This window comes from Stenotrophomonas sp. LGBM10, from assembly GCF_046736075.1.
In the GTDB taxonomy this organism is placed as follows: domain Bacteria; phylum Pseudomonadota; class Gammaproteobacteria; order Xanthomonadales; family Xanthomonadaceae; genus Stenotrophomonas.
In genome coordinates, this window is sequence record NZ_CP177163.1 from 2060283 (window position 1) to 2083494 (window position 23212).

The following is a 23212-nucleotide window of genomic DNA, read 5'->3' on the forward strand; positions in this document are numbered from 1 at the left end:
CTCAGAGCACCATGACCAGGAAAAAGGACGATCCGAATTCCGCCGTGGCCGGCAAGATGGCGGGCACGTCGTTGAGGTTGCCTCGACCGTGCTGCGCGCTGCTCATCGGCATGACCACGCTGGCGACCTGGCAGGTCCAGGCGGCCGAGGACCAGGTCACGCGCGTGGCGTACTACCCCAATGGCCTGGCCAGCAGCACCACGCTCCCCGATGGCAGCTTTACCTCCTACGTGTACGACAGCGCACAGCGGTTGACGGCGATCGTGGATGCCGATGGCAACACGCTTCAGTACACCTTGGATGGCGCGGGCAAACGCATCAATGAAGAGGTGATCGGCGAGGATGGCGCGCGACGACGGACGCTTTCGCGGGTCTATGACACGCTCGGAAGAATCAATGCCGTACAGGATGCTGCCGGCGTTTCCGTCTCGTTTTCATACGACGCCAATGGAAACCTGAGCAGCTCGACCGATGCGCTTGGACGTGTGGCGACGAACGACTACGACCCACTGGGTCGCCTCGCGCAGATGATCCAGGATGTGGGCGGTATCCATGCCGCTACTGGCATCACCTACGATGCCAACGACAACATGCGCGAGATTGTTGATCCGAAGGGCCTGCGGACCGTCTATCAGCACAATGCCTTCGGCGAGTTGACCAGACTCAATAGTCCTGACACAGGCCAGACCGACTACACATACGACAGCGCTGGAAATACGCTGTCTTCGAAGGATGCACGCGGGCAGACCACCTATTTCCAGTACGACGCACTGAATCGACTGACGGCAAAAACGTACAGCGATTCCAGCCTGGATGTCCGTTATTACTATGATGCTTCGCCACACGATTGCGAGCCATTCGAATCCTTCGCAACCGGCCGCTTGGTCCGAATGACCGACGGCAGTGGCGAAACCCGCTATTGCCGGGATCGCTTTGGCAACCTCACGCGAAAGGTGCAGACCATCAGTGGTCGCAGCTTCACCGTGCGCTACGCCTATACAAGTGCGGGGCGCATCTCTTCCATCGCGTATCCGGGTGGCCTGAAGGTGGACTATGTCCGGGATGGGATGGGTCGCATCGCTGAGATCGGGGTGAGCCAGGACGGCAGCGCGCGCAAGGTCGTCCTTGGCTCCGCCTCCCACCACCCGTTCGGGCCCGTTGCAGGGTGGATCTTTGGCAATGGGCGGTCCACGCGACGGACTCTGGACCTGAATTATCGTCCAATCGCCATTGCCAGCAGTTTCTCTGGACAGGAGGCGACGACGTTCTCCTTCGGTTGGGATGCTGCCGGGAATCTGGGCTCCCTTCATGCCACCCAAACCGGCCGATCGACGGATATTTCGTTTGAGTACGACGGATTGAACCGGTTGACGGCGTTCAAGGACGGCCTGACGGGAACCGCGATTGAGCGCTACACCTATGACGCGACTGGCAATCGCACCAGTTTCACCAACGCTGATGGCACGCAGTCGTACCAATACCCTGCCGACAGTCATCGTTTGAGCGCTGCAGGTGGCGTCAACCGAAGCTACGATCCTGCCGGAAACACGGTGGCCATTGGCAACAACCACATGGCGTTTCAATACAACGCGGCCGGTCGGATGAGCCGCGCGGACCGGGACTCGGTCACCGTGATGGAGTACATCTACAACGGCCGCGGAGAACGTGTTTGCCGCGGAAGTGACGTTGCGAAGAGCTATAGCATCTTCGACGAATCCGGACATTGGCTGGGCGACTATGACGGCAACCGGGACATCCAGCAGGTCGTCTGGATGGATAGCCTCCCCGTGGCAGTGATCGCGGACGACACCTTGTTCTACATAGAAACCGATCATCTCGGCACGCCGCGCACGTTGATCGATCCCGAGACGAATTCGGTCGTCTGGAACTGGGACCTGGCGGGAGAGGCCTTTGGCAACAGTGCCCCTGACCAGGACCCGGATGGGGATGGCGTTCCTCTCAGGTTCGATATGCGCTTCCCCGGCCAACAGTTCGATGCTGCTACCGGGTTGAACTACAACTACTTCCGTGAGTATGACCCGGTCACCGGTCGCTATACGCAGAGCGACCCCATCGGACTCTCCGCAGGGCCCAGCACGTATTCATATGCGAACGGGATGCCCACGGGTGCGTTTGATCCCCTCGGGCTGAAAGCAGTCAGAGTTCCCTTGCCTGCACCTGGAGATCCCGGGCCGGACGGAACCATCCATTGCAGGGGGGGATCCGTCGTACCTTATGTCAATCTGGCCCGCCTGGATTCGTACCAGCGTGAGTGCATTGCCGACTGCATGTTCGCCCACGAAAACAGTCATGTAAGGGATGCAAATCGTTCGGACCCCTCCGTTTGCCGCTACTGGTCTTGGCTGCCAGGCATTGGACCCAAGGGCCTGGTGAAGTTCGATACAGACGAAGAGATGAAAGCGACCGAGCTGAGTGCGCATATGGTGGAGCTGCAATGCCTCTACGGAAAGCTGTCGCCCGGTAACTGCACGGACGATACCTGCCAGAAGGTGGTTCGGAGCAGAATCAATGACATCGTCAACTACTTCCTTCCCAAGGTCCGCAACGGAACATACGGAACGGATTGATCGCACCCATGAAACGAACGATGGCAACATCCCTACTGCTCGCAGCTGCAGTTCTGCTTCCCGGATGTTCGGAGCCGCCCCCTAAAGTCCAGTGTGGCGGCGAGGTACGCTTCCACCAAACCAATCTGGCGGAAGCAGATGCAATTCTGCAAGCTGCGCGCAGGGACTCCAGGAACTACTGCGCGGAAAGCGGCGGCGCGTGCGACTTTTTCGTGTCGAAGAAAGACGATGGCTGGAGCGTGGTGGCCCACGCTGTCAATACTCGCTCGGACCGTTGCCTGTACAGGATTGGGTACGACAGGGTCTACATCTACGACACATCCGGGCGCCTGCTGAGTACCCATCAGGGGATCTGATGCATTCCGCCTGGATCACGTGCGCCTGCGGTCGTTGGGATTCTCGACGAATGTCCCGGTGAGCTTCCCGTTCTGGTCTACTTCCCAAGCGCCCACGATGGCCTCTGGCGGGAGCGAAAGCCCGATCGTGATGCCCACGCACAGCAGGTACCCGATGACCGCGACGGCAGGAAAATCCAAGCACATACGGAAAGGATTGATCGCGCCCATGAAACGAATGACAACGTCCCTACTGCTCGCAGCTGCAGTTCTGCTTTCCGGATGCTCGGAGCCGCCCCCTAAAGTCCAGTGTGGCGGCAAGGTACGCTTCCACCAAACCAATCTGGCGGAAGCAGATGCAATTCTGCAAGCTGCGCGCAGGGACTCCAAGAACTACTGCGCGGAAAGCGGCGGCGCGTGCGACTTTTTCGTATCGAAGGAAGACGATGGCTGGAGCGTGGTGGCCCTCGCTGTCAATACTCCCGCGGAAAGATGTCTGTACGGGATTGGGTACGACAGGACCTACATTTACGACACATCCGGGCGCCTGCTGCGTGTCCACCCGGGGATCTGATCCATTCCGCCGGATCACGCGCGGCTGCGGTAGCAGGCAGTCTCGACGAATGTCCCGGTGAGCTTCCCCTCGTGGTCCGCTTCCGGGACGCCCACGATCGCCTTCGGTTGGACGGATGGATCCGACACGTTCAGGGGGAGTCTGGCGGGATTTCCTGCGGCAGCCGGGGTACGCGGGGCACCGGTTCGGGCAGGTGCCGGCCAGCGGCCGGCACGCCCGTTTGGCCCGGGTGTTACTTGCTGCTGACGTACTTCTCGCGGCGCACCTGCGGGGTCGGTAGGCCGGCCTCTTTCAGGGCCTCGAAGGTGGCATCGACCATGTCCGGGTTGCCGCACAGGTAGGCGATGTCGGTGGCCGGGTTCGGCGCGAACTCGGCCAGGTGCTGCTGGACGTACCCGTGGCGGACATCCGGATGCGGGTTCTCCGGCAGCTCGCGCGACAGGCACGGCACGTAGCGGAAGCCCGGGTGGGCGGCCGCGAACGCGTAGAAGTCGTCGCTGTAGAGCAGCTCGGTCGGGGTCCGCGCGCCCTGCAGCAGCACCACCTCCACGCCGCGCTCGCGCATGGCGGTGGCCAGCAGGGGCAGCATCGAGCGGTACGGGGTGACCCCGGTGCCGGTGGCGATCAGCAGGTAGCGGGCGTTGTGGTCACCCGGCATCAGGCAGAACCGCCCAAACGGACCGCTGGCGGTCACATGGCCGCCGATGTCCAGGCCCTCGAACAGGGCCGTGGCGGCCCCGCCGGGGACGAAACTGACGGCAATGTCGACCGCATCGCCGGCGCCCAGGGCATGGTCGTGGATGGTCGCCAGCGAATAGCTGCGCTTGGTGGCGGTGCCATCGGCGTACTCGAAGTGAACCTGGATGAACTGGCCGGGCTGGAAATCCAGCGGCTGGCCGTCATCACGCAGGAACTGGTAGTGGCCGACGGTGGGCGCCAGCATCCGCCGGTCGACCAATTTGAGAGGAAATTGAACAGGCACGTGTTCGGGACAGTGTGTAGCCGGGGCAAGCCCTCGGGGCCTTCTATAATAGCCGCTCCCCGCCCCTATCCAGCGCCGCCCCTGGGCGCGAAGGCAAGAGCTTGGCTTCCCAGAACACTCCCGCGTCCACGACCGCCCCCGCCCTGCGGGTGCGCGACCTCCGCAAAACGTACGACAACGGCACCCAGGCGCTGAAAGGCGTTTCGCTGGATGTCGCCCCGGGCGACTTCTTCGCGCTGCTGGGCCCCAACGGCGCCGGCAAATCGACCCTGATCGGCATCATCAGCTCGCTGGTGAACCTCAGCGAGGGCCAGGTCGAGGTGTTCGGCAGCGATCTGGTGCGCGCGCGCAGCGCCACCATGCGGCTGATCGGCCTGGTTCCCCAGGAGATCAACTTCAACCTGTTCGAGAAGCCCTTCGACATCCTGGTGAACTACGCCGGCTTCTACGGCGTGGCCCGCGCCGAGGCCGAGAAGATGGCCGAGGAAGAGCTCAAGCGCGCCCACCTGTGGGAGAAGGCGCAGGTGATGAGCCGCACGCTGTCCGGCGGCATGAAGCGCCGCCTGATGATCGCCCGCGCGATGATGACCCGCCCGCGGCTGCTGATCCTGGATGAGCCGACCGCCGGCGTGGACATCGAGATCCGCCGCGACATGTGGCGCGTGCTCAAGGAGATCAACGCCGCCGGCACCACGATCATCCTCACCACGCACTACCTGGAAGAAGCCGAGCACCTGTGCCGCAACCTGGCCATCATCAACCACGGCCAGATCGTCACCCAGGGCCCGATGCGCGAGCTGCTCGCCAAGCTGGACGTGGAGGGTTTCCTGTTCGATATCGACGGCACGCTGCCCGCGCAGCTGCCGGTGATCGAGGGCGCCACCCTGATCGCCACCGACGGCCACACGCTGGACGTGGACATGCCGCGTGCGATGGACCTCAACCGGGTGTTTGAAGCCTTGAACGCCGCCGGTATCCGGGTGCGCTCGATGCGGACCAAGAGCAACCGCCTGGAGGAGCTGTTCGTGCGCCTCACCGGCAACCAGGAGAATGCAGCATGAGCAGCACCCCCACGCCTGTCCTGACCGACGGCCAGCGCAACCGCATCGCGCTGATGACCATCGTGCGCCGCGAAGTGGCGCGCATCCTGCGCATCTGGGGCCAGACCCTGGTGCCGCCGGCGATCACCATGACCCTGTACTTCCTGATCTTCGGCGGCCTGATCGGCTCGCGCGTGGGCGAGATGGGCGGCTACAGCTACATGCAGTTCATCGTGCCGGGCCTGGTGATGATGAGCGTGATCCAGAACAGCTACGGCAACATCAGTTCGTCGTTCTTCGGCGCCAAGTTCGGCCGTCACGTGGAAGAACTGCTGGTCAGCCCGATGCCGAACTGGGTGATCCTGTGGGGCTACGTGTCCGGTGCGGTCCTGCGCGGCCTGATGGTCGGCATCATCGTGCTGATCATCGCCATGTTCTTCACCCCGGTGCGCATCCCGCATCCGCTGGTGACGCTGACCACCGTGCTGCTGGGTGCGACGATCTTCTCGCTGGCCGGCTTCATCAATGCCGTGTACGCCAAGAAGTTCGACGACGTGGCGATCGTGCCGACCTTCATCCTGACCCCGCTGACCTACCTGGGCGGCGTGTTCTACTCGGTGAAGCTGCTGCCGACGTGGGCCGAAGCGGCCACCCATGCCAACCCGATCTTCTACATGGTCAACGCGTTCCGCTACGGCCTGCTGGGCACCAGCGACGTGCCGCTGTGGGTGGCCTACGCGCTGATGATCGGCTTCGTGGTGGCCCTGACCGCCCTGGCGCTGTGGCTGCTGCGCCGTGGCGTCGGCATGCGTAGTTGAGGCCGGTCCCAAAGCACACGTAATGCCGGCCGCTGGCCGGCTCCCAGCACACGTAGTGCCGGCCGCTGGCCGGCTCCCAAAAAACAAGGAACAGCAACGATGCGCATTCTGGTGTTGGGCGCCGGCGGTACCGGCGGCTATTTCGGCGGTCGGCTCGCCCAGGCCGGCGTGGACGTGACTTTCCTGGTGCGCCCGGCGCGCGCGGCTCAATTGGACCGCGACGGTCTGGTGATCCGCAGCCCGCTCGGCGACGCGGCATTCCCGGTGCAGCATGTCAGCGCCGAAGCGCTGCCCGCGCTGGCGGCGGCGCAGCCGTTCGACCTGGTGCTGCTGAGCTGCAAGGCCTACGACCTGGACAGCTCGATCGAGGCGATTGCACCGGCGATGTCCTCACGCACCACGGTGCTGCCGATCCTCAACGGGCTGCGCCACTACGCCGCGCTGGACGCACGCTTCGGCCGTGACGCCGTGCTGGGCGGACTGTGCTTCATCAGCGCGACCAAGGCCGGCGATGGGGCGGTACTGCACCTGGCACCCCCGGCCAAGCTGACCTTCGGCGAGCGCGACGGCACCGGCAGCAGCGCCCGCGTACTGGCGCTGGCCGCTGCCTGTGTGCAGGCCAACGTGGATCACGTGGCCAGCGATGCGATCGGCCAGGAGCAGTGGATCAAGTACACCTTCCTGACCACGTTGGCGGCGTCCACCTGCCTGATGCGCGCCGATGTCGGCACGATCGTGGCCACCGATGATGGCGCGGCGATCGTGCGCGGGCTGTACGACGAATGCCTGGCCGTGGCCGACGCGGCCGGCGAGCCGATTCCGGACAAGGCCCGCGACGCTGCGCTGGGTGCCACCACCCAGGCAGGATCGACCCTCAAGGCGTCGATGCTGCGCGATCTGGAGGCCGGCCAGCAGGTGGAGGCCGCGCAGATCGTTGGCGACATGCTGGCCCGCGCGCGCGCCGCCGGGCAGCCGGCCCCGCTGCTCGCGGTGGCCTATGCGCACCTGCAGGCCTACCAGCGCCAGCGCGACGCCTGAGCATGGCGACCGCACCCCTGCCCGCACGCGTGCTGGTGCTGGGCCTGGGGTACAGCGCGCGGCACCTGGCGGCGCTGTTGCAGGCGGAGGGCATCGCCTGCAGCGGCACGGTCCGTGACCCCTCGGCCGCCGCAGCGGACGGGCTGCTGCGCCACCGCCTGGCCGAAGGGCAGCCGATCGATGCAGCCTTGCGCGCGGCGATCCGCAGCGCCGATGCGGTGCTCTGCAGTGTGCCGCCGGATGCCGACGGCGATCCGGCGCTGCGCCTGCTTGGCGAGGCGCTGCAGGATGCGCCCGCACTGCGCTGGGTGGGCTATCTCTCCTCCACGGCCGTATACGCCGACCGTGACGGTGGCTGGATAGACCTCCACGCGGCGGCCGACGCCACCGATGCGACCGCACTCAGACGCCTGCTTGCCGAACGGCAGTGGCGGGCGTACGCGCAGGCGCGCGGCGTTGCCTCGGCAGTGTTCCGCCTGCCCGGCCTGTACGGACGCGGGCGCAACGCGCTGGTACAGCTGGCGCAGGGCAAGGCGCGCGTGGTGGTTCGCCCGGGGCTGGTGTTCAACCGGTTGCACGTGGACGACCTGGCGACAGCGGTGCTGGCGGCGATGCGGCGGCCGCACGGCCACGCGCTGTACCTGCCAGCCGATGATGAACCGGCGCCGCCGCAGGAGGTGCTGGCGTATGCGGCGGCACTGGGCGGATGGGCACTGCCCGCCGCGCAGGCCTGGGATGACCCGGCGGTGCCGGCATCGTTGCGCCGGTTCTACGCCAGCAACAAGCGCATCGACAGCCGTGGCACGCGTGAGGCGCTGCAGTGGCAGCCGACCTTCGCGACGTATCGCGACGGGCTGGCCGACGCCTGGGCAAACGGCGACGGCCACCGTTAGCCCACGACCGTTGGGCCTCAGGCCACGTCAGGCAGGCGGAAGAACGCGCGCGTGGCCGCCGTCGCATGGGCGGCCGTGGTCTCCACGTCTTCGCCCCGATCACGCGCCAGCTCCTCGACGATGTGCGACAGGAACATCGGCTCGTTGCGGCGGTCCTTCGGCATCGGCTTGAGCGAACGCGGCAGCAGGTACGGCGCGTCGGTTTCGATCATCAGGCGGTTGGCCGGGATGTGCTTCACCAGCTCGCGCAGGTGACCGCCACGACGTTCATCGCACAACCAGCCGGTGATGCCGATGTACCAGTCCTGGTCGAGGTAGTCGAACAGTTCCTGGCGCTCGCCGGTGAAGCAGTGCACCACCGCCGCGCCCAGTTGGCCGTCGAAGTTCTTCATCTGCGCCATGAAGTCGGCGTGCGCATCGCGCTGGTGCAGGAACAGTGGCTTGCGCGCTCCATCGGCAGCAACCACGTCGGCCGCCAGCTGCAGCTGGCGCTCGAAGGCGCGATGCTGGGCCGGGCGCGGGGCGAAGTCGCGGAAGTAATCCAGCCCGCACTCACCCACGGCCACCACTTCGGCATGCGCGTGCAGCGCGCGCATCTCCGCATCGCATTCGTCGGTGTATTCCACCGCGTGGTGCGGGTGCACGCCGGCCGTGGCATACAGGAACCACGGATGCTGGCGGGCCAGGTCCAGCGCCATCGGCGAATGTTCGCGGCTGGCGCCGGTGATCACCATCTGTACCACACCGGCCTCACGGGCGCGCGCGAGCACGGCGTCGCGATCGCGGTCGAAGGAATCGTGGGTAAGGTTGGCGCCGATGTCGATCAGGTGCATGAGGCTGCTGCAGGACGGGAAACCCGGCCATTGTAGCGGCTTGCCCGGTGCGTTCAGTCCTGCACCGGGTCGTGGCGCTGCGCAGGCGCGAGCAGCACGTCCACCAGTTCCCGCGACAGCCCGGCCAGCCGCACTTCTTCGCCATGCAGCTGCACGGTGATGAACGGCGCGCTGTCGCGGAGGTAACGGTCATGGGCCGGTACCGATGCGGTGGCCGCACTGCCCGGCCACTGCAGGTACCACACCTGCGCGCAGATCCCCTCCAGCTCGGGCACCGGCTCGGGATAGAGACCGCCACGCCCACTGACTTCGGCCGTGCTCAGCAGATCCAGCAGACGGGCCAGCAGGTCACTGCGGCGACGCGAGGCGGGCATGCCCAGGGCGTCGGCAAATGCCTCGGGCGCGGTGCTCATCGCCACCAGCGCGGCGCTGGCGCGCGATGCCGGGACCACGGTGGCGTCGGCGGGCTGCCCCGCGTCCGCCCGCGCCTGCCACATCGCCTCGGTGGCATCGCGCAGGTACGGCTGCATGTCCTGCGCGAACCGCTGCTGCCAGGCGTCGAACTGGCGCTGGGCGGCTGCCCGGTCCCAGACCGGCAGCGGACAGCGTGCGGGCCGGTCATGGCGTTCCCAGTGCGTGGGCAGCCCCAGCGAGGCGCAGGCCGCGCACACCATCCCACCCGCCGCGTCCTGCTCGAAGCGCAGCCGGTGTGTGCCGTCGGTGCCGCAGCGATCGGCCTCGTCGAGCAGCAGCTGGAATCCGTCGGCCTGCGGGCACAGCGCCAGCAGGTTCCTGCGGCGGTCCAGCGTGTTGGCGGTCAGCGCGTTGGTGGTGATGTAGGCGACGTCGTCAGCCAGCTGCACGCTCGGATACACCGCCTCGCGCAGGACACCGTCGGCCACCGCGCGCCGGATCGCCTGGTCATCGGTCAACCCCGCCGGCAGGTAACGCGCCTGGATCCGGGCCTTTGTCAGCATGGCCCAGTGATTGCCGTCGTAGGGCACGTCCAGCGACGGCGCGGCATCGACAGGTTCGGCGGCGTGCGCCATGAACGACCACGCCGCGCAGGCGACCACCAGCAACAGCACGCGCGCAGCACCAGACATTCAGCCATCCACACTTCCAGGGCGGCACAGGGAACCACGCCGGCCCCGCGCTGGCAATGCGCGGCGCGTCCGACGCCGTATCCTAGTGCGATGAGCTCCCCGATTTTCCCGATTTCCGCGCTGCTGCCGCAGCTCCTGACCGCCCTGGAGGGGCGCACGCGCCTGGTGCTGGAAGCCCCACCGGGTGCGGGCAAGACCACCCAGGTGCCGCTGGCGCTGCTGGATGCGCCGTGGCTGCAGGGCCGGAAGATCATCATGCTCGAACCGCGCCGGGTCGCCGCGCGCAGTGCCGCGCAGTTCATGGCGCGCCAGCTCGGCGAAGACGTGGGCGGGACGGTCGGCTACCGCATCCGGTTCGAGAACAAGGTATCCGCACGCACCCGCGTGGAAGTGGTCACCGAAGGCATCCTGACCCGCATGCTGCAGGACGATCCGATGCTGGAGGGCGTCGGCGCGGTGCTGTTCGACGAATTCCACGAGCGCCATCTCGCCGCCGACCTGGGCCTGGCGCTGACGCTGGATGTGCAGGCACAACTGCGCGAGGACCTGCGCATCGTGGTGATGTCGGCCACGCTGGATGGCGAGCGGCTGGCGCAGTTCCTGGATGCGCCGCGCCTGAGCAGCGAGGGCCGCAGCTTCCCGGTGTCGGTCAGCCATTTCCCCGCCCGCCGCGACGAGGCGCTGGAGGCGCAGGCCCGGCGCGCGGTGGAGCAGGCGCTGGCCACGCATCCCGGCGACGTGCTCGTGTTCCTCCCCGGCCAACGCGAGATTGCCCGCACGCAGGCTGCGCTCGAACAGGTGCTGCCCGCCGGCATCCAGGTGCTGCCGCTGCACGGCGAGCTGCCGGTGGACCAGCAGAGCCGCGTGCTGCAGCCCGATCCGCACGGCCAGCGCAGGGTGGTGCTGGCCACCAATGTGGCCGAATCGTCGGTCACCCTGCCCGGCGTGCGCGTGGTGATTGATGCCGGGCTGGCACGCGAACCGCGCTACGACCCCAACAGCGGGTTTGCGCGGCTGGACGTGGTGAACATCGCCCAGGCCTCGGCCGATCAGCGCGCCGGCCGTGCCGGGCGTGTCGCGGAGGGATGGGCATGGCGGCTGTGGCCGCAGTCGCAGCGGCTGGACGCGCAGCGGCGGCCGGAAATCGCCCAGGTCGAACTGGCCTCGCTGGCGCTGGAGCTGGCGGCCTGGGGCAGCGACGACCTGCGTTTCGTCGATGCGCCACCGGTGGGCGCGCTGGCGGCGGCGCGCGAACTGCTGCAGCGGCTGGGCGCGATCAGCGACAGCGGCGCGCTTACCGCACCGGGCCGGCGCATGCTGGCGCTGGGAACACATCCGCGGCTGGCCGCGATGCTGCTGGCCGCCGCCAACGGCGAGGAGCAGGCGCTGGCCTGCGACCTTGCCGCGCTGGTGGAAGCGCGTGACCCACTGCGCCAGGGCGGCGACGCGCTGGCCGCACGCTGGCGTGCGCTGGCCGCGTTCCGGCAGGGGCGTGCACCGCACGACGCCAATCGTGGCGCGCTGGCCACCATCGATGCCGCCAGCAGACAGTGGCGCCGCCGGCTGCGCTGCGATGCGTCCCCGCCGACGTCGGTCGAGGCGCATCGCCTTGGCGACCTGCTGGCGCACGCCTTCCCCGACCGCATCGCTGCACGGCATCCCACCGATCCGCTGCGCTATCTGCTCGCCAACGGCCGCAGCGCGCGCCTGTTCGACCCCAGCGATCTGCGTGGCGAGCCGTGGCTGGTGGCAGTGGAACTGCGTTACGAGGCACGCGATGCGCTGCTGCTGCGTGCCGCGCCGGTTGATGAGAACCGCCTGCGACGCGACTTCCCCGAGCGGTTCAGGCAGGAAGACGTGGTGCGCTGGGATGCCGACAAGCGTGCGCTGGTGGCGCGCCGCGAAACCCGCTTCGACCGCATCGTGCTCGACAGCCGCTCGGCCGGCCGCGTGGACCCCGCGCTGGCCGCGCAGGCGTTGACCGAGGCGGTCGCCGAACTCGGCCTGGAGGCGCTGCCGTGGACCGACGGCCTGCGCCAGTGGCAGGCGCGCGTGCTGGGCCTGCGCAGCTGGATGCCGGCGCTGGAGCTGCCCGACGTTTCCGACGTCGCCCTGATGGCCACGTTGCCGCGCTGGCTGACGCCGGCGTTCGCCGGCCGGACACGGCTGGACGCGCTGGACGAAACCACGCTCGGCGAGGCCTTGAAATCGGCCCTGCCGTGGGCGCAGCGCCAGCTGGTGGATCGCCACGCACCGCTGCGCATTGCCGTGCCCTCGGGCATGGAACGCGCAATCCAGTACGCGATCGATGCCGACGGCAGCACCCCGCAGGCGCCGGTGCTGGCCGTGAAGCTGCAGGAACTGTTCGGGCTGGCCGACACCCCGCGCATCGCCGACAACCGCGTCCCGCTGACCCTGCATCTGCTGTCGCCCGGCGGCCGACCGCTGCAGGTGACCCAGGATCTGCGCAACTTCTGGGCGAACACCTATGCCGAGGTGAAGAAGGAGATGAAGGGGCGTTACCCCAAGCATCCGTGGCCGGACGATCCCTGGACGGCTACCGCGACGCACCGGGCCAAGCCGCGCGGCACGTAACGCCGTAACGCGGCATGCGCATTCATGGCTGGGAGCTGACCGGCGCCGCGCGCGCAGCCATGTCGCCGCACACAAGCCGCTACAGTCGTGATCCGGCTGTGCGGAGCGGATAACGCGCCCTACACGGCCCACACGCGACACTGGACAGGAACCGAGGCAAAGGACCCCCCATGAGCAGATTGACCGTGATTACCGACCGCGCCCTCGAGCGCGCCCTGGACCTGGCCAGCAGTGCCGGCGACGGCCTCAAGCATGCCGGTACCAACCTGCGCCACTTCGGTCCGCAGGCCACCGACTGGATCAAGACCGGCGCCGCGCTGGGTGCGGTCAAGACCGGCAGCAAGGTGGCCGCCAAGGTGGTACGCCGCAATCCGGCCGTGACCATCGCCGCCGCAGCAGTCGGCGTCGGCCTGCTGGGCTACGCGCTGTACCGCAAGCAGCAGAAGAAGAAACTCGCCAACGGCGGCGTGGTCAACGGCCAGGCGCAGCGCATCAGCGCACGCAACCGCCGCAACGACACCGTGGTGGACGAGCACAGCGACATCGGCAGCGATGCCTGATCGCGCCGCGACACCGGCGTGACATGAAAACCGCCGGCATTGCCGGCGGTTTTTTTTGGATCATCTCCCACCGGGTCTCAATCGATCCGCCGCCATTGCCCGGGTTGCAGACCGTCCAGCGCGTGTGCGCCCATCGCCACCCGCACCAGCCGCAGCGTGGGCAGGCCCACCGCAGCCGTCATCCGCCGCACCTGGCGGTTGCGCCCCTCGCGCAGGGTGATCGCCAACCACGCATCGGGCACCGTCTTGCGGAACCGTACCGGCGGCGTGCGCGGCCACAGCGACGGCGGTGGTTCCAGGCATTCCACGCCGGCCGGCAACGTGGGCCCGTCGTTGAGCTGCACGCCCGCACGCAGCGCCTGCAGCTGCACATCGGTGACGGTGCCTTCGACCTGCACCCAATAGGTCTTGTCCGCCTTGTGACGCGGATCGGTGAGGGTATGCGCCAGCCCGCCATCGTCGGTGAGCAGCAGCAGGCCTTCGCTGTCGTAGTCCAGGCGACCGGCGGCGTACACATCCGCTGGCAGCCCGAAACCGGCGAGGGTGGCGCGCGGCGGCTGGCTGCGGTCGGTGAACTGGCACAGCACGTTGAACGGTTTGTTGAAGGCGATCAGCATGGCGGAGAGAACAACGGGGGACGGGACATTGTCCCATCCCCCGGGGCCGTGCGCCGCGTTGCCGGCGTGCGGCCGGTCCGGCCGGTTACTTCGCGGGTTTGACGAAGCGCAGGGTCATGCGGTCGCTCTCGCCGATGGCCTGGTACTTCGCATCGTCGGCCGCGTCGTGGTTGTTGGACGGCGGCAGCGTCCACACACCGTTCGGGTGGTCCTTGGTGTCGCGCGGATTGGCGTTGATCTCGCTGCTGCCGGCCAGCGTGAAGCCGGCGGCCTCGGCCATCGCGATCACCTGCTTCTGGCCGACGTAGCCACTCTTGTCATCGGCCGGCACATCGGCCTTGGCGCGGTGCTCCACCACGCCCAGCACGCCACCGGGCTTGAGCACGCTGTAGAAGCCCTTGAACATGCCTTCAGCCTGGTTGGCGCTGCGCCAGTTGTGCACGTTGCGGAAGGTGAGCACCACATCGGCCGAGTTGGCCGGGCCAAACTGCGGTGCGTCCGGGTTGTAGGCCACCACGCGGGTCTTGTCGTACAGCGCGGCGTTGCCGGCGAACTTCTTTTCCAGGCCGTCGCGGCTGCGCTGCTGGTAGTCGCGGCCACGGCCTTCGGCAACCGCCATCGGATCAACCACCGCCGCCACATAGGTGCCGTTGTCGCGCAGCAGGGGGGCCAGGATTTCCGAGTACCAGCCGCCACCGGGGGTGATCTCGATGACGGTGCTGCCCGGCGCCACGCCGAAGAACGACAGCGTCTGTGCCGGATGGCGCCACGGATCGCGCTTGACGTTGGCCGGATCGCGCCAACTGCCCTGCACCGCCGTCTGCACGGCCGGGGTGATCGCGATCTGCGCGTTGGGGCCGGCCGGCTTGGTTGCCAGCGCCGGAGCGGACAGCAGCAGCGTGGACAGGGTGAACAGGCAGGCAGTGGTCAGCGAACGGGTTTTCATCGGCGGTTTCCAGGCGGCGGGATGCGGCGAGACTAGCAGCCGCGCCGCGTCAGGTGTTCACAAAACGTTAGTGCGATGCAGCACGACGGAGCACTGTTTTGTGTCTGCCGCCGCAACGCTGTCATCCCCATCGACTTATGCTGTGGTTCTGGTTTTCAGAAGGAAGACATCGCCCATGACTGCATCGCGCGAGCTCGGCCGCTCCGGCCTGACCGTTCAACCCATCGCCTTCGGCGGCAACGTATTCGGCTGGAGCGCCGACGAGAAGACCTCGTTCGCGCTGCTGGATGCCTTCGTCGAGGCCGGCTTCAATCTGGTCGATACCGCCGACGCCTACTCGGCGTGGGTGCCGGGCAATGCGGGCGGCGAGTCGGAAACCATCCTCGGCCGCTGGTTCAAGCGCAGCGGCAAACGCGACCAGGTGGTGCTGGCCACCAAGGTGGCCAAGTGGGCCGAACGCCCGGGCCTGTCGGCCGACAACATCGCCGCGGCGGTGGAGGATTCGCTGCGGCGCCTGCAGACCGACGTGATCGATCTGTACCAGGCGCATGAAGATGACGAGTCCACGCCGCTGGAAACCACCCTGGCCGCGTTCGGCCGGCTGATCGAACAGGGCAAGGTGCGCGCCATCGGCGCCTCCAACTACCGTGCCGCCCGCCTGCGCGATGCGCTCAAGGTATCGGCGGACTACAAGCTGCCGCGCTATGAAACGCTGCAGCCGGAGTACAACCTGTACGACCGCGCCGGCTATGAAGCCGAACTGGAGCCGCTGGTGCGCGAGCAGCAGTTGGGCGTGATCAGCTACTACTCGCTGGCCAGCGGGTTTCTCAGCGGCAAGTACCGGCATGCCGATGATGCGGCCAAGAGCAGCGCGCGCGGCCGCAGCGTGGTCGACAAGTACCTCAATCCGCGCGGCCTGCGCATCCTGACCGCGCTGGACGATATCGCCGGCAAGCACGGCGCCAGCGCTTCGCAGGTGGCGTTGGCATGGCTGATCGCACGCCCGGGCATTACCGCGCCGATCGTCAGCGCGACCAGTGTCGAACAACTGAAGGATGTGCTGGCCGCCGCGCAGGTGACGCTGTCCGCGCAGGATATCGCGCAGCTCGACGCCGCCAGCGCCGAGGACTGAAGCCCGCCGTGGTGCGGTGACCGGACAGCCGCCGCGAGGCGGCTGTTTCTTTTTCCGGCACGCGCCCGCTGCACCCGTGAATCTCCGGGTTAATAAAATAGTTTCAATAACTGCTTGCGCGCCGATTGAAACCCCGGTAATGTTCGCCCCCATCGCCGCAGCGTGCGGCATCCCTTCCCTTCAACCGAGCGCGTCATGCACCTTCGTTTCTCCGCCATCGCCGACCGACTGACAAGCGCGACGCCCGCGCTGCGTCCGTGCGATTTCGCGGGCAAGGCACTGACGCTGGCCATCGACTGATCTTTCCTGCACGGAGATCGGTCCCCGATCTCCGAGGCATGCCAACGCCCTCGGATGCTGCATCCGGGGGCGTTTTCGTTTGCGCTGGCATCGCCTCACCCCAGGATCACCATGCCGTATTTCCCCATCGTCCACACCCGGGCAAGGACTGCCTGACCACAAGGACGTGTCGCTGAGAGGCGCGATAGCGCTGTGCCCTGGTGTGGGGCACGGGCGACGGGTGATTATGTGCATGACATATTGATATCGGCTTGCCCGATATTGATGCGTCGGTTCAATTGATTATCTCAACGGTGCAGGTTACCCGCCTGCCTGGTGCGCGCGACCGTGTCGTGGCGTATGCCGGGATGATCGACGCCGACGCGACATGGGCCTGCTGGTGCAGGCAGCGGCGAAAGCGGCGCAGGTCGGTTCGATTCCGGCATGTCATTGGATAGCTCATTGGTAGAGCAGCAGGTTCGCCCTGCGTGTTGCGGGTTCGAATCCCGCTCCAGACCGTTGCAACCGGGCGCAAGCCCATTCGGGATCCCCCGCCCTGTCGCGGCGCCGCACTGCATCGCGGTGCCGTCACCGGGCAACGCTTCCGCCGCCGGGCCTGCGCCCTGGACGCGCAACGACCCGACGCTCCGCCATGCCAACCGTGGTGGCAAGCGTCGCGGCACGCCGCCGACAGCGCGCTGGCTCCGCAACGGTCGCGTCGCGGGGCTCCCACCTTCTTCCGCCCCCACGGGGCACCCCGCGCGTCGTGGCCGGTATCCGGGCGGCGCGTGGTCGACAGACCGGATGCCACCACCAGAGCCCACAGGAGAATGCCCATGTTCTGGACCAGGAAGGTCGTGATCGGCGAAAGCGAGCGCGGCCTGGTGTATCGCAACCGTCAGTTCGAGGCCGTCGTCGGCCCCGGCACCCACCGTTGGTTCGATCCGGGCAGCACGCGTGAGATCGTGCTGCACGACATCCGCACGCCGCGCTACGCCGGCACCGATGCCGAGCTGTTGATGGCGCGTCACGACGCGTCGCTGCAGCAGGCCTTCGTGCTGGCCGACATCGGCCCACGCCAGATCGGCCTGGTGTACTACCAGGATCGCCTGTGCGATGTGCTGCCGCCGGACGCACGCCAGCTGTACTGGCGTGGGCTGGTACCGGTGCGCGTGGAAGCGGTTGCGCTGGACGCGATCCCGGTGGTGCCGGCCGACGTCGTGCTGCGTCTGCGCCAGATCGGCCTGCTTTCGCGCTTCACCGTGACCGTGCACGTGCCGGAACAGCACGCCGCGCTGGTGTTCATCGACGGCCAGTTGGTGCGCACGCTGGGCCCGGGCCCGGTGTCGTTCTGGAACCTGCAGAGCAGCGTGGTGGTGGATGTGGTGGACCTGCGCCTGCAGGCCGTGGAGGTGGGCGGCCAGGAGCTGCTGACCCGCGACAAGGTGTCGCTGCGGGTGAACCTGTCCGCCAGCACCCGCGTGGTCGACCCGGTGGCCGCACGCACCGGCGTGGCCAAGGTCGGCGAGCAGGTTTACCGGGAGCTGCAGTTCGCGCTGCGCCAGGCGGTGTCGGCCCGTTCGCTGGACGAACTGCTGGGCGACAAAGCCGCATTGGATGCCGAGATCCTGGCACGCGTGCGTGAGCAGGTGGCGGGCCTGGGTACCGAGGTGCTCGGTGTTGGCGTCAAGGACGTGATCCTGCCCGGCGACATGCGCGAGATCTTCAATGCCGTGGTGCAGGCCGAGAAGGAAGCGCAGGCCAATGTGGTGCGCCGCCGCGAGGAGGCCAACGCCACCCGCTCACTGCTCAACACCGCCAAGCTGATCGAGGACAACCCGGTGCTGATGCGGCTCAAGGAGCTGGAGGCGCTGGAGAAGGTCACCGCGAAGATCGACAAGCTCACCGTGTTCGGCGGCCTGGACGGCGTGCTGAAGCAGCTGGTGACGATGAAGCCATGACAACGGAAGTGACCCATGAACATGCAACACACATTTGAATTTCTGCACGCCGAAGGCAGCGCCATCCCGATCAAGGGCTGGGTGCGCGGCGTTCCCGTGGACGCATTGGCCCGCGAGCAGCTGGCCAACATTGCCGCCGTGCCGTTCGTTGGCCCCTGGGTGGCGGTGATGCCCGACGTGCACGTGGGCAAGGGCGCCACGGTCGGGTCGGTGATCCCGACCCGCGGCGCGATCATCCCCGCTGCGGTCGGCGTGGACATCGGCTGCGGCATGGCGGCGGTGCGCACCACCCTGCGCGCCGAGGACCTGCCCGACAACCTGGCCCAGCTGCGCAGCAGCATCGAGCGCAGCGTGCCGGTGGGCAATGGCCGTGGCGGCGAGCACCGGCAGCTGCCGGACAGCATCCGCACGCGGATCGACCGTTCCGGACTGGTGACGCGGCTTGACGCGATCAAGCAGCGCCACCGGCGCATCCGCACCGACAAGCTGGCCGGCCAGATCGGCACGTTGGGCGGCGGCAACCACTTCATCGAGATCTGCCTGGATGAAACCGGCGCGGTCTGGGTGATGCTGCACAGCGGCTCGCGCGGCACCGGCAATCTGATCGGCACCTACTTCATCGAGCAGGCGCGCGAGCAGCTGGCCCGGCGCGTGCTGGGCTTCCACCTGCCCGACAAGGACCTCGCGTTCTTCATGGAAGGCGAACCGCTGTTCGACGACTACGTGGAGGCGGTGTCGTGGGCGCAGGACTACGCCCGCGAGAACCGTGAGGCGATGATGGCGCGGGTGCTGGCCGAGATGCGCCACCGGCTGCCGAAGTTCCAGCTGGCAGCGCTGGCGGTGAACTGCCACCACAACTACGTGCAGCGCGAGACGCACGGGGGCGAGCCCCTGCTGATCACCCGCAAGGGCGCGGTCAGCGCGCGGGCGGGCGAGCTGGGGATCATTCCCGGCAGCATGGGGGCCTGCAGCTACATCGTGCGCGGCAAGGGCAATGCGGAGAGTTTCCACAGCTGCAGCCACGGCGCCGGACGGGTGCTGAGCCGGACGGCGGCGCGGCAGCAGATCACGCTGGCGCAACATCGCGAGGCCACCGCGCATGTGGAATGCCGCAAGGACGCGGCGGTCATCGACGAATCGCCGGCGGCCTACAAGTCCATCGATGCGGTGATGGCGGCGCAGCGCGACCTGGTGGAGGTGGTGCACACCCTGCGCCAGGTGGTGTGCATCAAGGGTTGAGGGCGCTGTCCTCGGCCACCAGCGCGTGGTGCAGGCTGATGCCCGCGCGCACGCCCTCGGCATTGGCCAGGGTGATGTTGCCGACCACGGTGGCATCGCCCGCCGCGTACACGCCGGGCACCGTGGTCTGCTTCTGGGCATCCACCCGTACCAGGACGCCGACCGGACTTTCGTCCAGCGCGCAGCCGAGCTGTTCCACCAGCGGCGTGCCCATGTGCTGGCGGGCCGGCACGAACAGGGCACGCAGGTCGATACGGCGCCTGTCGGCCAGCAGTGCGGCACCGAGCTGGGGGACCTCGCCCTCCAGCGCGACCACCTGCGTGTACTCGACGCTGACGCCACGGCGCTGCAGGCGGGCGGCCTCATCGTCGTCCAGCGTCATGCCGTGCGCGAACAGGGTGACCTGCCCCCACTCGGCGAGTAGGCCGGCCATTGTGGTGGACATCGGGTGCCCGCCCAGCAGACCGATCGCACCGCCGCCAATCTCGTAGCCGTGGCAGTACGGACAATGCAGAACGCTGTGGCCCCAGCGCTCGGCCAAGCCCGGAAGCGCGGGCAGTTCATCGCGGATGCCGGTGGCCAGGAGCAGCTTGCGTGCGCCCCAGGTCTCGCCACCGGCGGTATGGACCGCGAAGCCGTCGGCGGTGCGCGACGCGGTGTCCACCGTATCGGTCAGCCAGCGCACGGTCGGGTAATCCAGCAGTTGCGCCTTGGCCTGCCGCAGCAGCTCGCTGCCAGCGATCCCATCCAGGCCGAGCACGCCGTGCGAGTGGGCGGCGAAGCGGTTGCGTGGCTGGCCGTTGTCGATCACCAGTACCTCGCGGCGGGCGCGCGCCAGCATCAGCGCGGCGGACAGACCGGCAAAACTGCCGCCGACGATCACGGCATCAAACGTCATGGGGAACTCCGGCGGCATGGTGGGCAAGATGGCGGGCGAAGGCCGCGCCGAGGGTATCCAGGGTGGTGGCGCGCAGGCGCGTTTCGAGCAGCGCCTGGGCTTGCCGGTAGCTCTCGTCGAGCGCCGCGTTGACCACCTGCTGCACTGGGCAGCCACGGCCGCCTTCGCGCACGCCCGTGTGCAGCAGCGGCGGCGCACCGACGGCAACGTACACATCGTGCAGGGTGATGTGGGCGGGATCGCGCGCCAGCTGGCTGCCCCCGCCGTGCCCGCGCACGTTGCTGACCAGACCGCCCTTCTGCAGGGCCGCCAGCAGGCGACGGATGACCACCGGATGGGTTGGCAGGCAGGTGGCCAGCTGCTCGGAGGTGCGCGGGCCGTCCTGCCCGACCAGGTGGGCCATCACGTGCAGGGCGTCGGAGAACTGGTTGCTGGATTTCATGTAACTACGATAGTTACATATCGGCAGCCTGTCCAGTCCGTTGTTCCACCTCCCATGCCCGGCACGGTGTCACAGGAATTTCACATCATTGAATGGAACGGTAAGCGTGACGCACTTCGCACTTCAGAAGAGCAATGCGCCATCCGATACCGCATCGCCCTCCCTTACTTCTTCATTTCCCATGTCCACGCTGTCCGCCGCGCCCCCGCGCGCCCTGAGCCTGCAGTTCAAGTTGCTGGGCGCGCTGTCGCTTGGCCTGTTCATCGTCGTGGTCTGCGCGCTGGCCGGACTTGGCTCGGCTTGGTTGAACCTGTCCACCGCGGTGCCGCCCGAGGTTGCCCGCAATGCGCGTGCCGATACGCTGCAGCGCGAGTTCCGCCTGCAGGTGCAGGAGTGGAAGAACGTGCTCATCCGCGGCAGCGATGCGGCGCTGCGCGAGCGCCACCTGGCTGCGTTCGACGCGCAGGGACGCAAGGCGCATGCGCTGGCCACGGACCTGGCCAGTGCCGGTGACGCCGATACCGCCCGGCTTGCAGGCACGTTCCTGACCCAGCATGCCGCCCTGGAAAAGGAGTACCACGACGCCCTGGCCGCCTTTGCGGCCAGCGGGTACACCCCGCTGGAGGGAGACGCGCTGGTACGCGGCAAGGATCGCGCGCTGGGCGCCACGCTGGACGCCCTGGGCGAGCGCACGGCCGTGGTGGCCGAGCATGCGGTGCAGTCGCGTTCGGAACAGGCACGGCGCACGCTGGTGGTGTGCGCGGTGTTGACCGCACTGGCGGCACTGGTGCTGATGGGCGTACTGGCACTGTGGCTGCGCCGCGCGGTGATCGCGCCGGTGCTGGCCGTGGAGGCCGCCGCCCGCGCGGTGGCGCGGGGCGACCTGGCGCACACCGTGCAGGTGCGCAGCGGCGATGAGATCGGTCGTCTTGGCCAGGCCATGAGCGCGGTCACCCGGACCTTGAAGGACGTGCTGGCCGCCCAGGCCACAATGGCCGAACGCCACGACGCCGGCCAGATCAGCTACCGCATGGACGATGCCGCCTTCCCCGGAGGCTATGGACAGATGGTGCGCGATGCCAACGCACTGGTCGATGCGCATATCCGGGTCAAACTGCGTGCGATCGAGATCATGGGGCGCTATGCGGTGGGCGACCTGTCGCTGGACATGGAGCGGCTGCCCGGCGAAAAGGCGGTGATCACCCAGGCGCTGGATACGGCGAAGACCAACCTCGGCGCGATCAATGCCGACATCAAGCGCCTGGCCCTGGCCGCCGCTGCGGGCGATTTCAGCCAACGCGGCGATGAAGCCCGCTACGCGCACGATTTCCGCGAGATGGTGGCCGGCCTGAACCAGCTGATGCAGACCACCGAACACGATCTGGGCCAGGTCTCGGCGGTGCTGCAGGCGATCGCGCGCGGTGATCTCAGCGCGCGCATGCACGGCGACTTCCACGGCGTGTTCGCGCGCATGCGCGACGACGTGGCGCGCACCAGCGGCCAGCTCACCGGCATCGTTGGCGACATCAAGCAGGCCGCGCAGGCCATCCAGACCGCGGCCGGTGAAATCGCCGCCGGCAACAGCGACCTGTCCCAGCGCACCGAGCAGCAGGCCGCGAACCTGGAAGAAACCGCCGCGTCGATGGAAGAGCTGACCTCCACCGTGCGCCAGAACGCCGAGCACGCCCGCCAGGCCAACCAGCTGGCCATCGGCGCGCATGCCGTGGCGTCGCAGGGGGGTGAGGTGGTGGGCCAGGTGGTGGCCACGATGGGGGCGATCGAAACCTCGTCGCGCCGCATCGCCGACATCATCAGCGTCATCGACGGGATCGCCTTCCAGACCAACATCCTGGCGCTCAATGCCGCCGTGGAGGCCGCGCGTGCCGGCGACCAGGGCCGCGGCTTTGCGGTGGTGGCCAGCGAAGTGCGCACGCTGGCGCAGCGGTCGGCGGCCGCCGCCAAGGAGATCAAGGGCCTGATCGACGCCTCGGTCGAAGACGTGGCGACCGGAGCCAGCCTGGTGCATCAGGCCGGCCAGACCATGCAGGAGATCGTGGGCGGTGTGCAGCGGGTGACCGACATCATGGCCGAGATCTCTGCCGCCTCGCAGGAGCAGTCGGCCGGCATCGAGCAGGTCAACCAGACCGTGGTGCACATGGACGAAGCCACCCAGCAGAACGCGGCACTGGTGGAGGAAGCCTCTGCGGCCGCGCGCAGCATGGAGGAACAGGCGGTCGCGTTGAACGCGGCGGTGGACGTGTTTGTGCTGGATGCGCGAAGCGCGGGCGGCAGGGGCGTGCCGAAGGCGGCGTGAAGGACGGTGCCGGCCAGCGGCC

20 protein-coding genes and 1 tRNA gene are annotated in these 23212 nt (G+C 67.7%); 13 read left to right on the top strand and 8 right to left on the bottom strand.

Annotation, left to right across the window (positions count from 1 at the left end):
* Positions 1-11 precede the first annotated feature (11 nt).
* Positions 12-2588, top strand: coding sequence for an RHS repeat-associated core domain-containing protein (locus ACLB90_RS08730; protein ID WP_411852541.1), 2577 nt, complete (start codon positions 12-14; stop codon positions 2586-2588).
* A 371-nt stretch (positions 2589-2959) separates the two neighbouring features.
* Here the strand turns inward: ACLB90_RS08730 and ACLB90_RS08735 are convergent, their stop codons facing one another.
* Positions 2960-3154, bottom strand: a complete 195-nt coding sequence (locus ACLB90_RS08735; protein WP_411852542.1) for a hypothetical protein — start codon at positions 3152-3154, stop codon at positions 2960-2962.
* On the opposite strand from ACLB90_RS08735, the gene ACLB90_RS08740 reads away from it, so the two are divergent.
* On the top strand, positions 3153-3497 hold the full coding sequence (locus ACLB90_RS08740) for a hypothetical protein (protein WP_411852543.1): 345 nt from the start codon (positions 3153-3155) through the stop codon (positions 3495-3497). The genes ACLB90_RS08735 and ACLB90_RS08740 overlap by 2 nt on opposite strands.
* A 232-nt stretch (positions 3498-3729) precedes the next feature.
* Here the strand turns inward: ACLB90_RS08740 and ACLB90_RS08745 are convergent, their stop codons facing one another.
* Positions 3730-4479, bottom strand: coding sequence for a ferredoxin--NADP reductase (locus ACLB90_RS08745; RefSeq protein WP_411852544.1), 750 nt, complete (start codon positions 4477-4479; stop codon positions 3730-3732).
* 101 nt (positions 4480-4580) lie between these two features.
* Here ACLB90_RS08745 and ACLB90_RS08750 point away from each other — a divergent pair, with 101 nt between their 5' ends.
* The 4 genes from ACLB90_RS08750 to ACLB90_RS08765 all read left to right on the top strand — a co-directional run bounded on the left by ACLB90_RS08750 (position 4581) and on the right by ACLB90_RS08765 (position 8268).
* Positions 4581-5540 (top strand): ABC transporter ATP-binding protein, encoded by a 960-nt coding sequence (locus ACLB90_RS08750; RefSeq protein ID WP_411852545.1) that lies wholly within the window; start codon positions 4581-4583, stop codon positions 5538-5540.
* The gene (locus ACLB90_RS08755; RefSeq protein WP_411852546.1) at positions 5537-6337 is read left to right on the top strand and encodes an ABC transporter permease; all 801 of its coding nucleotides are present in this window, start codon (positions 5537-5539) and stop codon (positions 6335-6337) included. The genes ACLB90_RS08750 and ACLB90_RS08755 overlap by 4 nt, the downstream gene beginning before the upstream one ends.
* Positions 6338-6436: 99 nt before the next feature.
* A complete protein-coding gene (gene panE, locus ACLB90_RS08760; RefSeq protein ID WP_411852547.1) occupies positions 6437-7375 on the top strand; it encodes a 2-dehydropantoate 2-reductase in 939 nt (312 codons plus the stop codon).
* A 2-nt stretch (positions 7376-7377) separates the two neighbouring features.
* Positions 7378-8268: an NAD-dependent epimerase/dehydratase family protein gene (locus tag ACLB90_RS08765; RefSeq protein WP_411852548.1), complete on the top strand. Its 891-nt coding sequence runs from the start codon at positions 7378-7380 to the stop codon at positions 8266-8268.
* 17 nt (positions 8269-8285) lie between these two features.
* Here the strand turns inward: ACLB90_RS08765 and ACLB90_RS08770 are convergent, their stop codons facing one another.
* Together ACLB90_RS08770 and ACLB90_RS08775 are read right to left on the bottom strand one after the other, a co-directional pair.
* Positions 8286-9101, bottom strand: a complete 816-nt coding sequence (locus ACLB90_RS08770; RefSeq protein ID WP_411852549.1) for a TatD family hydrolase — start codon at positions 9099-9101, stop codon at positions 8286-8288.
* A 53-nt stretch (positions 9102-9154) separates the two neighbouring features.
* Positions 9155-10207, bottom strand: coding sequence for a hypothetical protein (locus ACLB90_RS08775; RefSeq protein WP_411852550.1), 1053 nt, complete (start codon positions 10205-10207; stop codon positions 9155-9157).
* Positions 10208-10297: 90 nt separating this feature from the next.
* Here ACLB90_RS08775 and hrpB point away from each other — a divergent pair, with 90 nt between their 5' ends.
* Both hrpB and ACLB90_RS08785 read left to right on the top strand, forming a co-directional pair.
* Complete coding sequence (gene hrpB, locus ACLB90_RS08780; RefSeq protein ID WP_411852551.1) at positions 10298-12802, top strand: ATP-dependent helicase HrpB; 2505 nt, start codon at positions 10298-10300, stop codon at positions 12800-12802.
* A gap of 170 nt (positions 12803-12972) precedes the next feature.
* Complete coding sequence (locus tag ACLB90_RS08785) at positions 12973-13362, top strand: hypothetical protein (protein WP_411852552.1); 390 nt, start codon at positions 12973-12975, stop codon at positions 13360-13362.
* A 77-nt stretch (positions 13363-13439) separates the two neighbouring features.
* On the opposite strand, the gene ACLB90_RS08790 is transcribed toward ACLB90_RS08785, so the two are convergent.
* Together ACLB90_RS08790 and ACLB90_RS08795 are read right to left on the bottom strand one after the other, a co-directional pair.
* A complete protein-coding gene (locus tag ACLB90_RS08790; protein WP_411852553.1) occupies positions 13440-13979 on the bottom strand; it encodes a pseudouridine synthase in 540 nt (179 codons plus the stop codon).
* An 85-nt stretch (positions 13980-14064) separates the two neighbouring features.
* Entirely contained in the window at positions 14065-14925 is an 861-nt protein-coding gene (locus tag ACLB90_RS08795; protein WP_411852554.1) for a class I SAM-dependent methyltransferase, read from the bottom strand.
* Between the two features lie 175 nt (positions 14926-15100).
* On the opposite strand from ACLB90_RS08795, the gene ACLB90_RS08800 reads away from it, so the two are divergent.
* The 4 genes from ACLB90_RS08800 (at position 15101) to ACLB90_RS08815 (ending at position 19536) form a co-directional block, all read left to right on the top strand.
* Entirely contained in the window at positions 15101-16057 is a 957-nt protein-coding gene (locus tag ACLB90_RS08800; protein WP_411852555.1) for an aldo/keto reductase, read from the top strand.
* A gap of 725 nt (positions 16058-16782) precedes the next feature.
* Positions 16783-16854: transfer RNA gene (locus tag ACLB90_RS08805), tRNA-Arg, on the top strand.
* Between the two features lie 318 nt (positions 16855-17172).
* Complete coding sequence (locus tag ACLB90_RS08810; protein ID WP_411852556.1) at positions 17173-18297, top strand: slipin family protein; 1125 nt, start codon at positions 17173-17175, stop codon at positions 18295-18297.
* Positions 18298-18312: 15 nt separating this feature from the next.
* Positions 18313-19536 (top strand): RtcB family protein, encoded by a 1224-nt coding sequence (locus ACLB90_RS08815; RefSeq protein WP_411852557.1) that lies wholly within the window; start codon positions 18313-18315, stop codon positions 19534-19536.
* Here the strand turns inward: ACLB90_RS08815 and ACLB90_RS08820 are convergent.
* Both ACLB90_RS08820 and ACLB90_RS08825 read right to left on the bottom strand, forming a co-directional pair.
* Positions 19526-20434, bottom strand: coding sequence for an NAD(P)/FAD-dependent oxidoreductase (locus ACLB90_RS08820; protein ID WP_411852558.1), 909 nt, complete (start codon positions 20432-20434; stop codon positions 19526-19528). The genes ACLB90_RS08815 and ACLB90_RS08820 overlap by 11 nt on opposite strands.
* Positions 20424-20876, bottom strand: a complete 453-nt coding sequence (locus tag ACLB90_RS08825; RefSeq protein WP_411852559.1) for an Rrf2 family transcriptional regulator — start codon at positions 20874-20876, stop codon at positions 20424-20426. The genes ACLB90_RS08820 and ACLB90_RS08825 overlap by 11 nt, the downstream gene beginning before the upstream one ends.
* 181 nt (positions 20877-21057) lie before the next feature.
* Between ACLB90_RS08825 and ACLB90_RS08830 the strand changes: the two genes are divergently transcribed.
* Positions 21058-23190 (top strand): methyl-accepting chemotaxis protein, encoded by a 2133-nt coding sequence (locus tag ACLB90_RS08830; RefSeq protein ID WP_411852560.1) that lies wholly within the window; start codon positions 21058-21060, stop codon positions 23188-23190.
* Positions 23191-23212 lie beyond the last annotated feature (22 nt).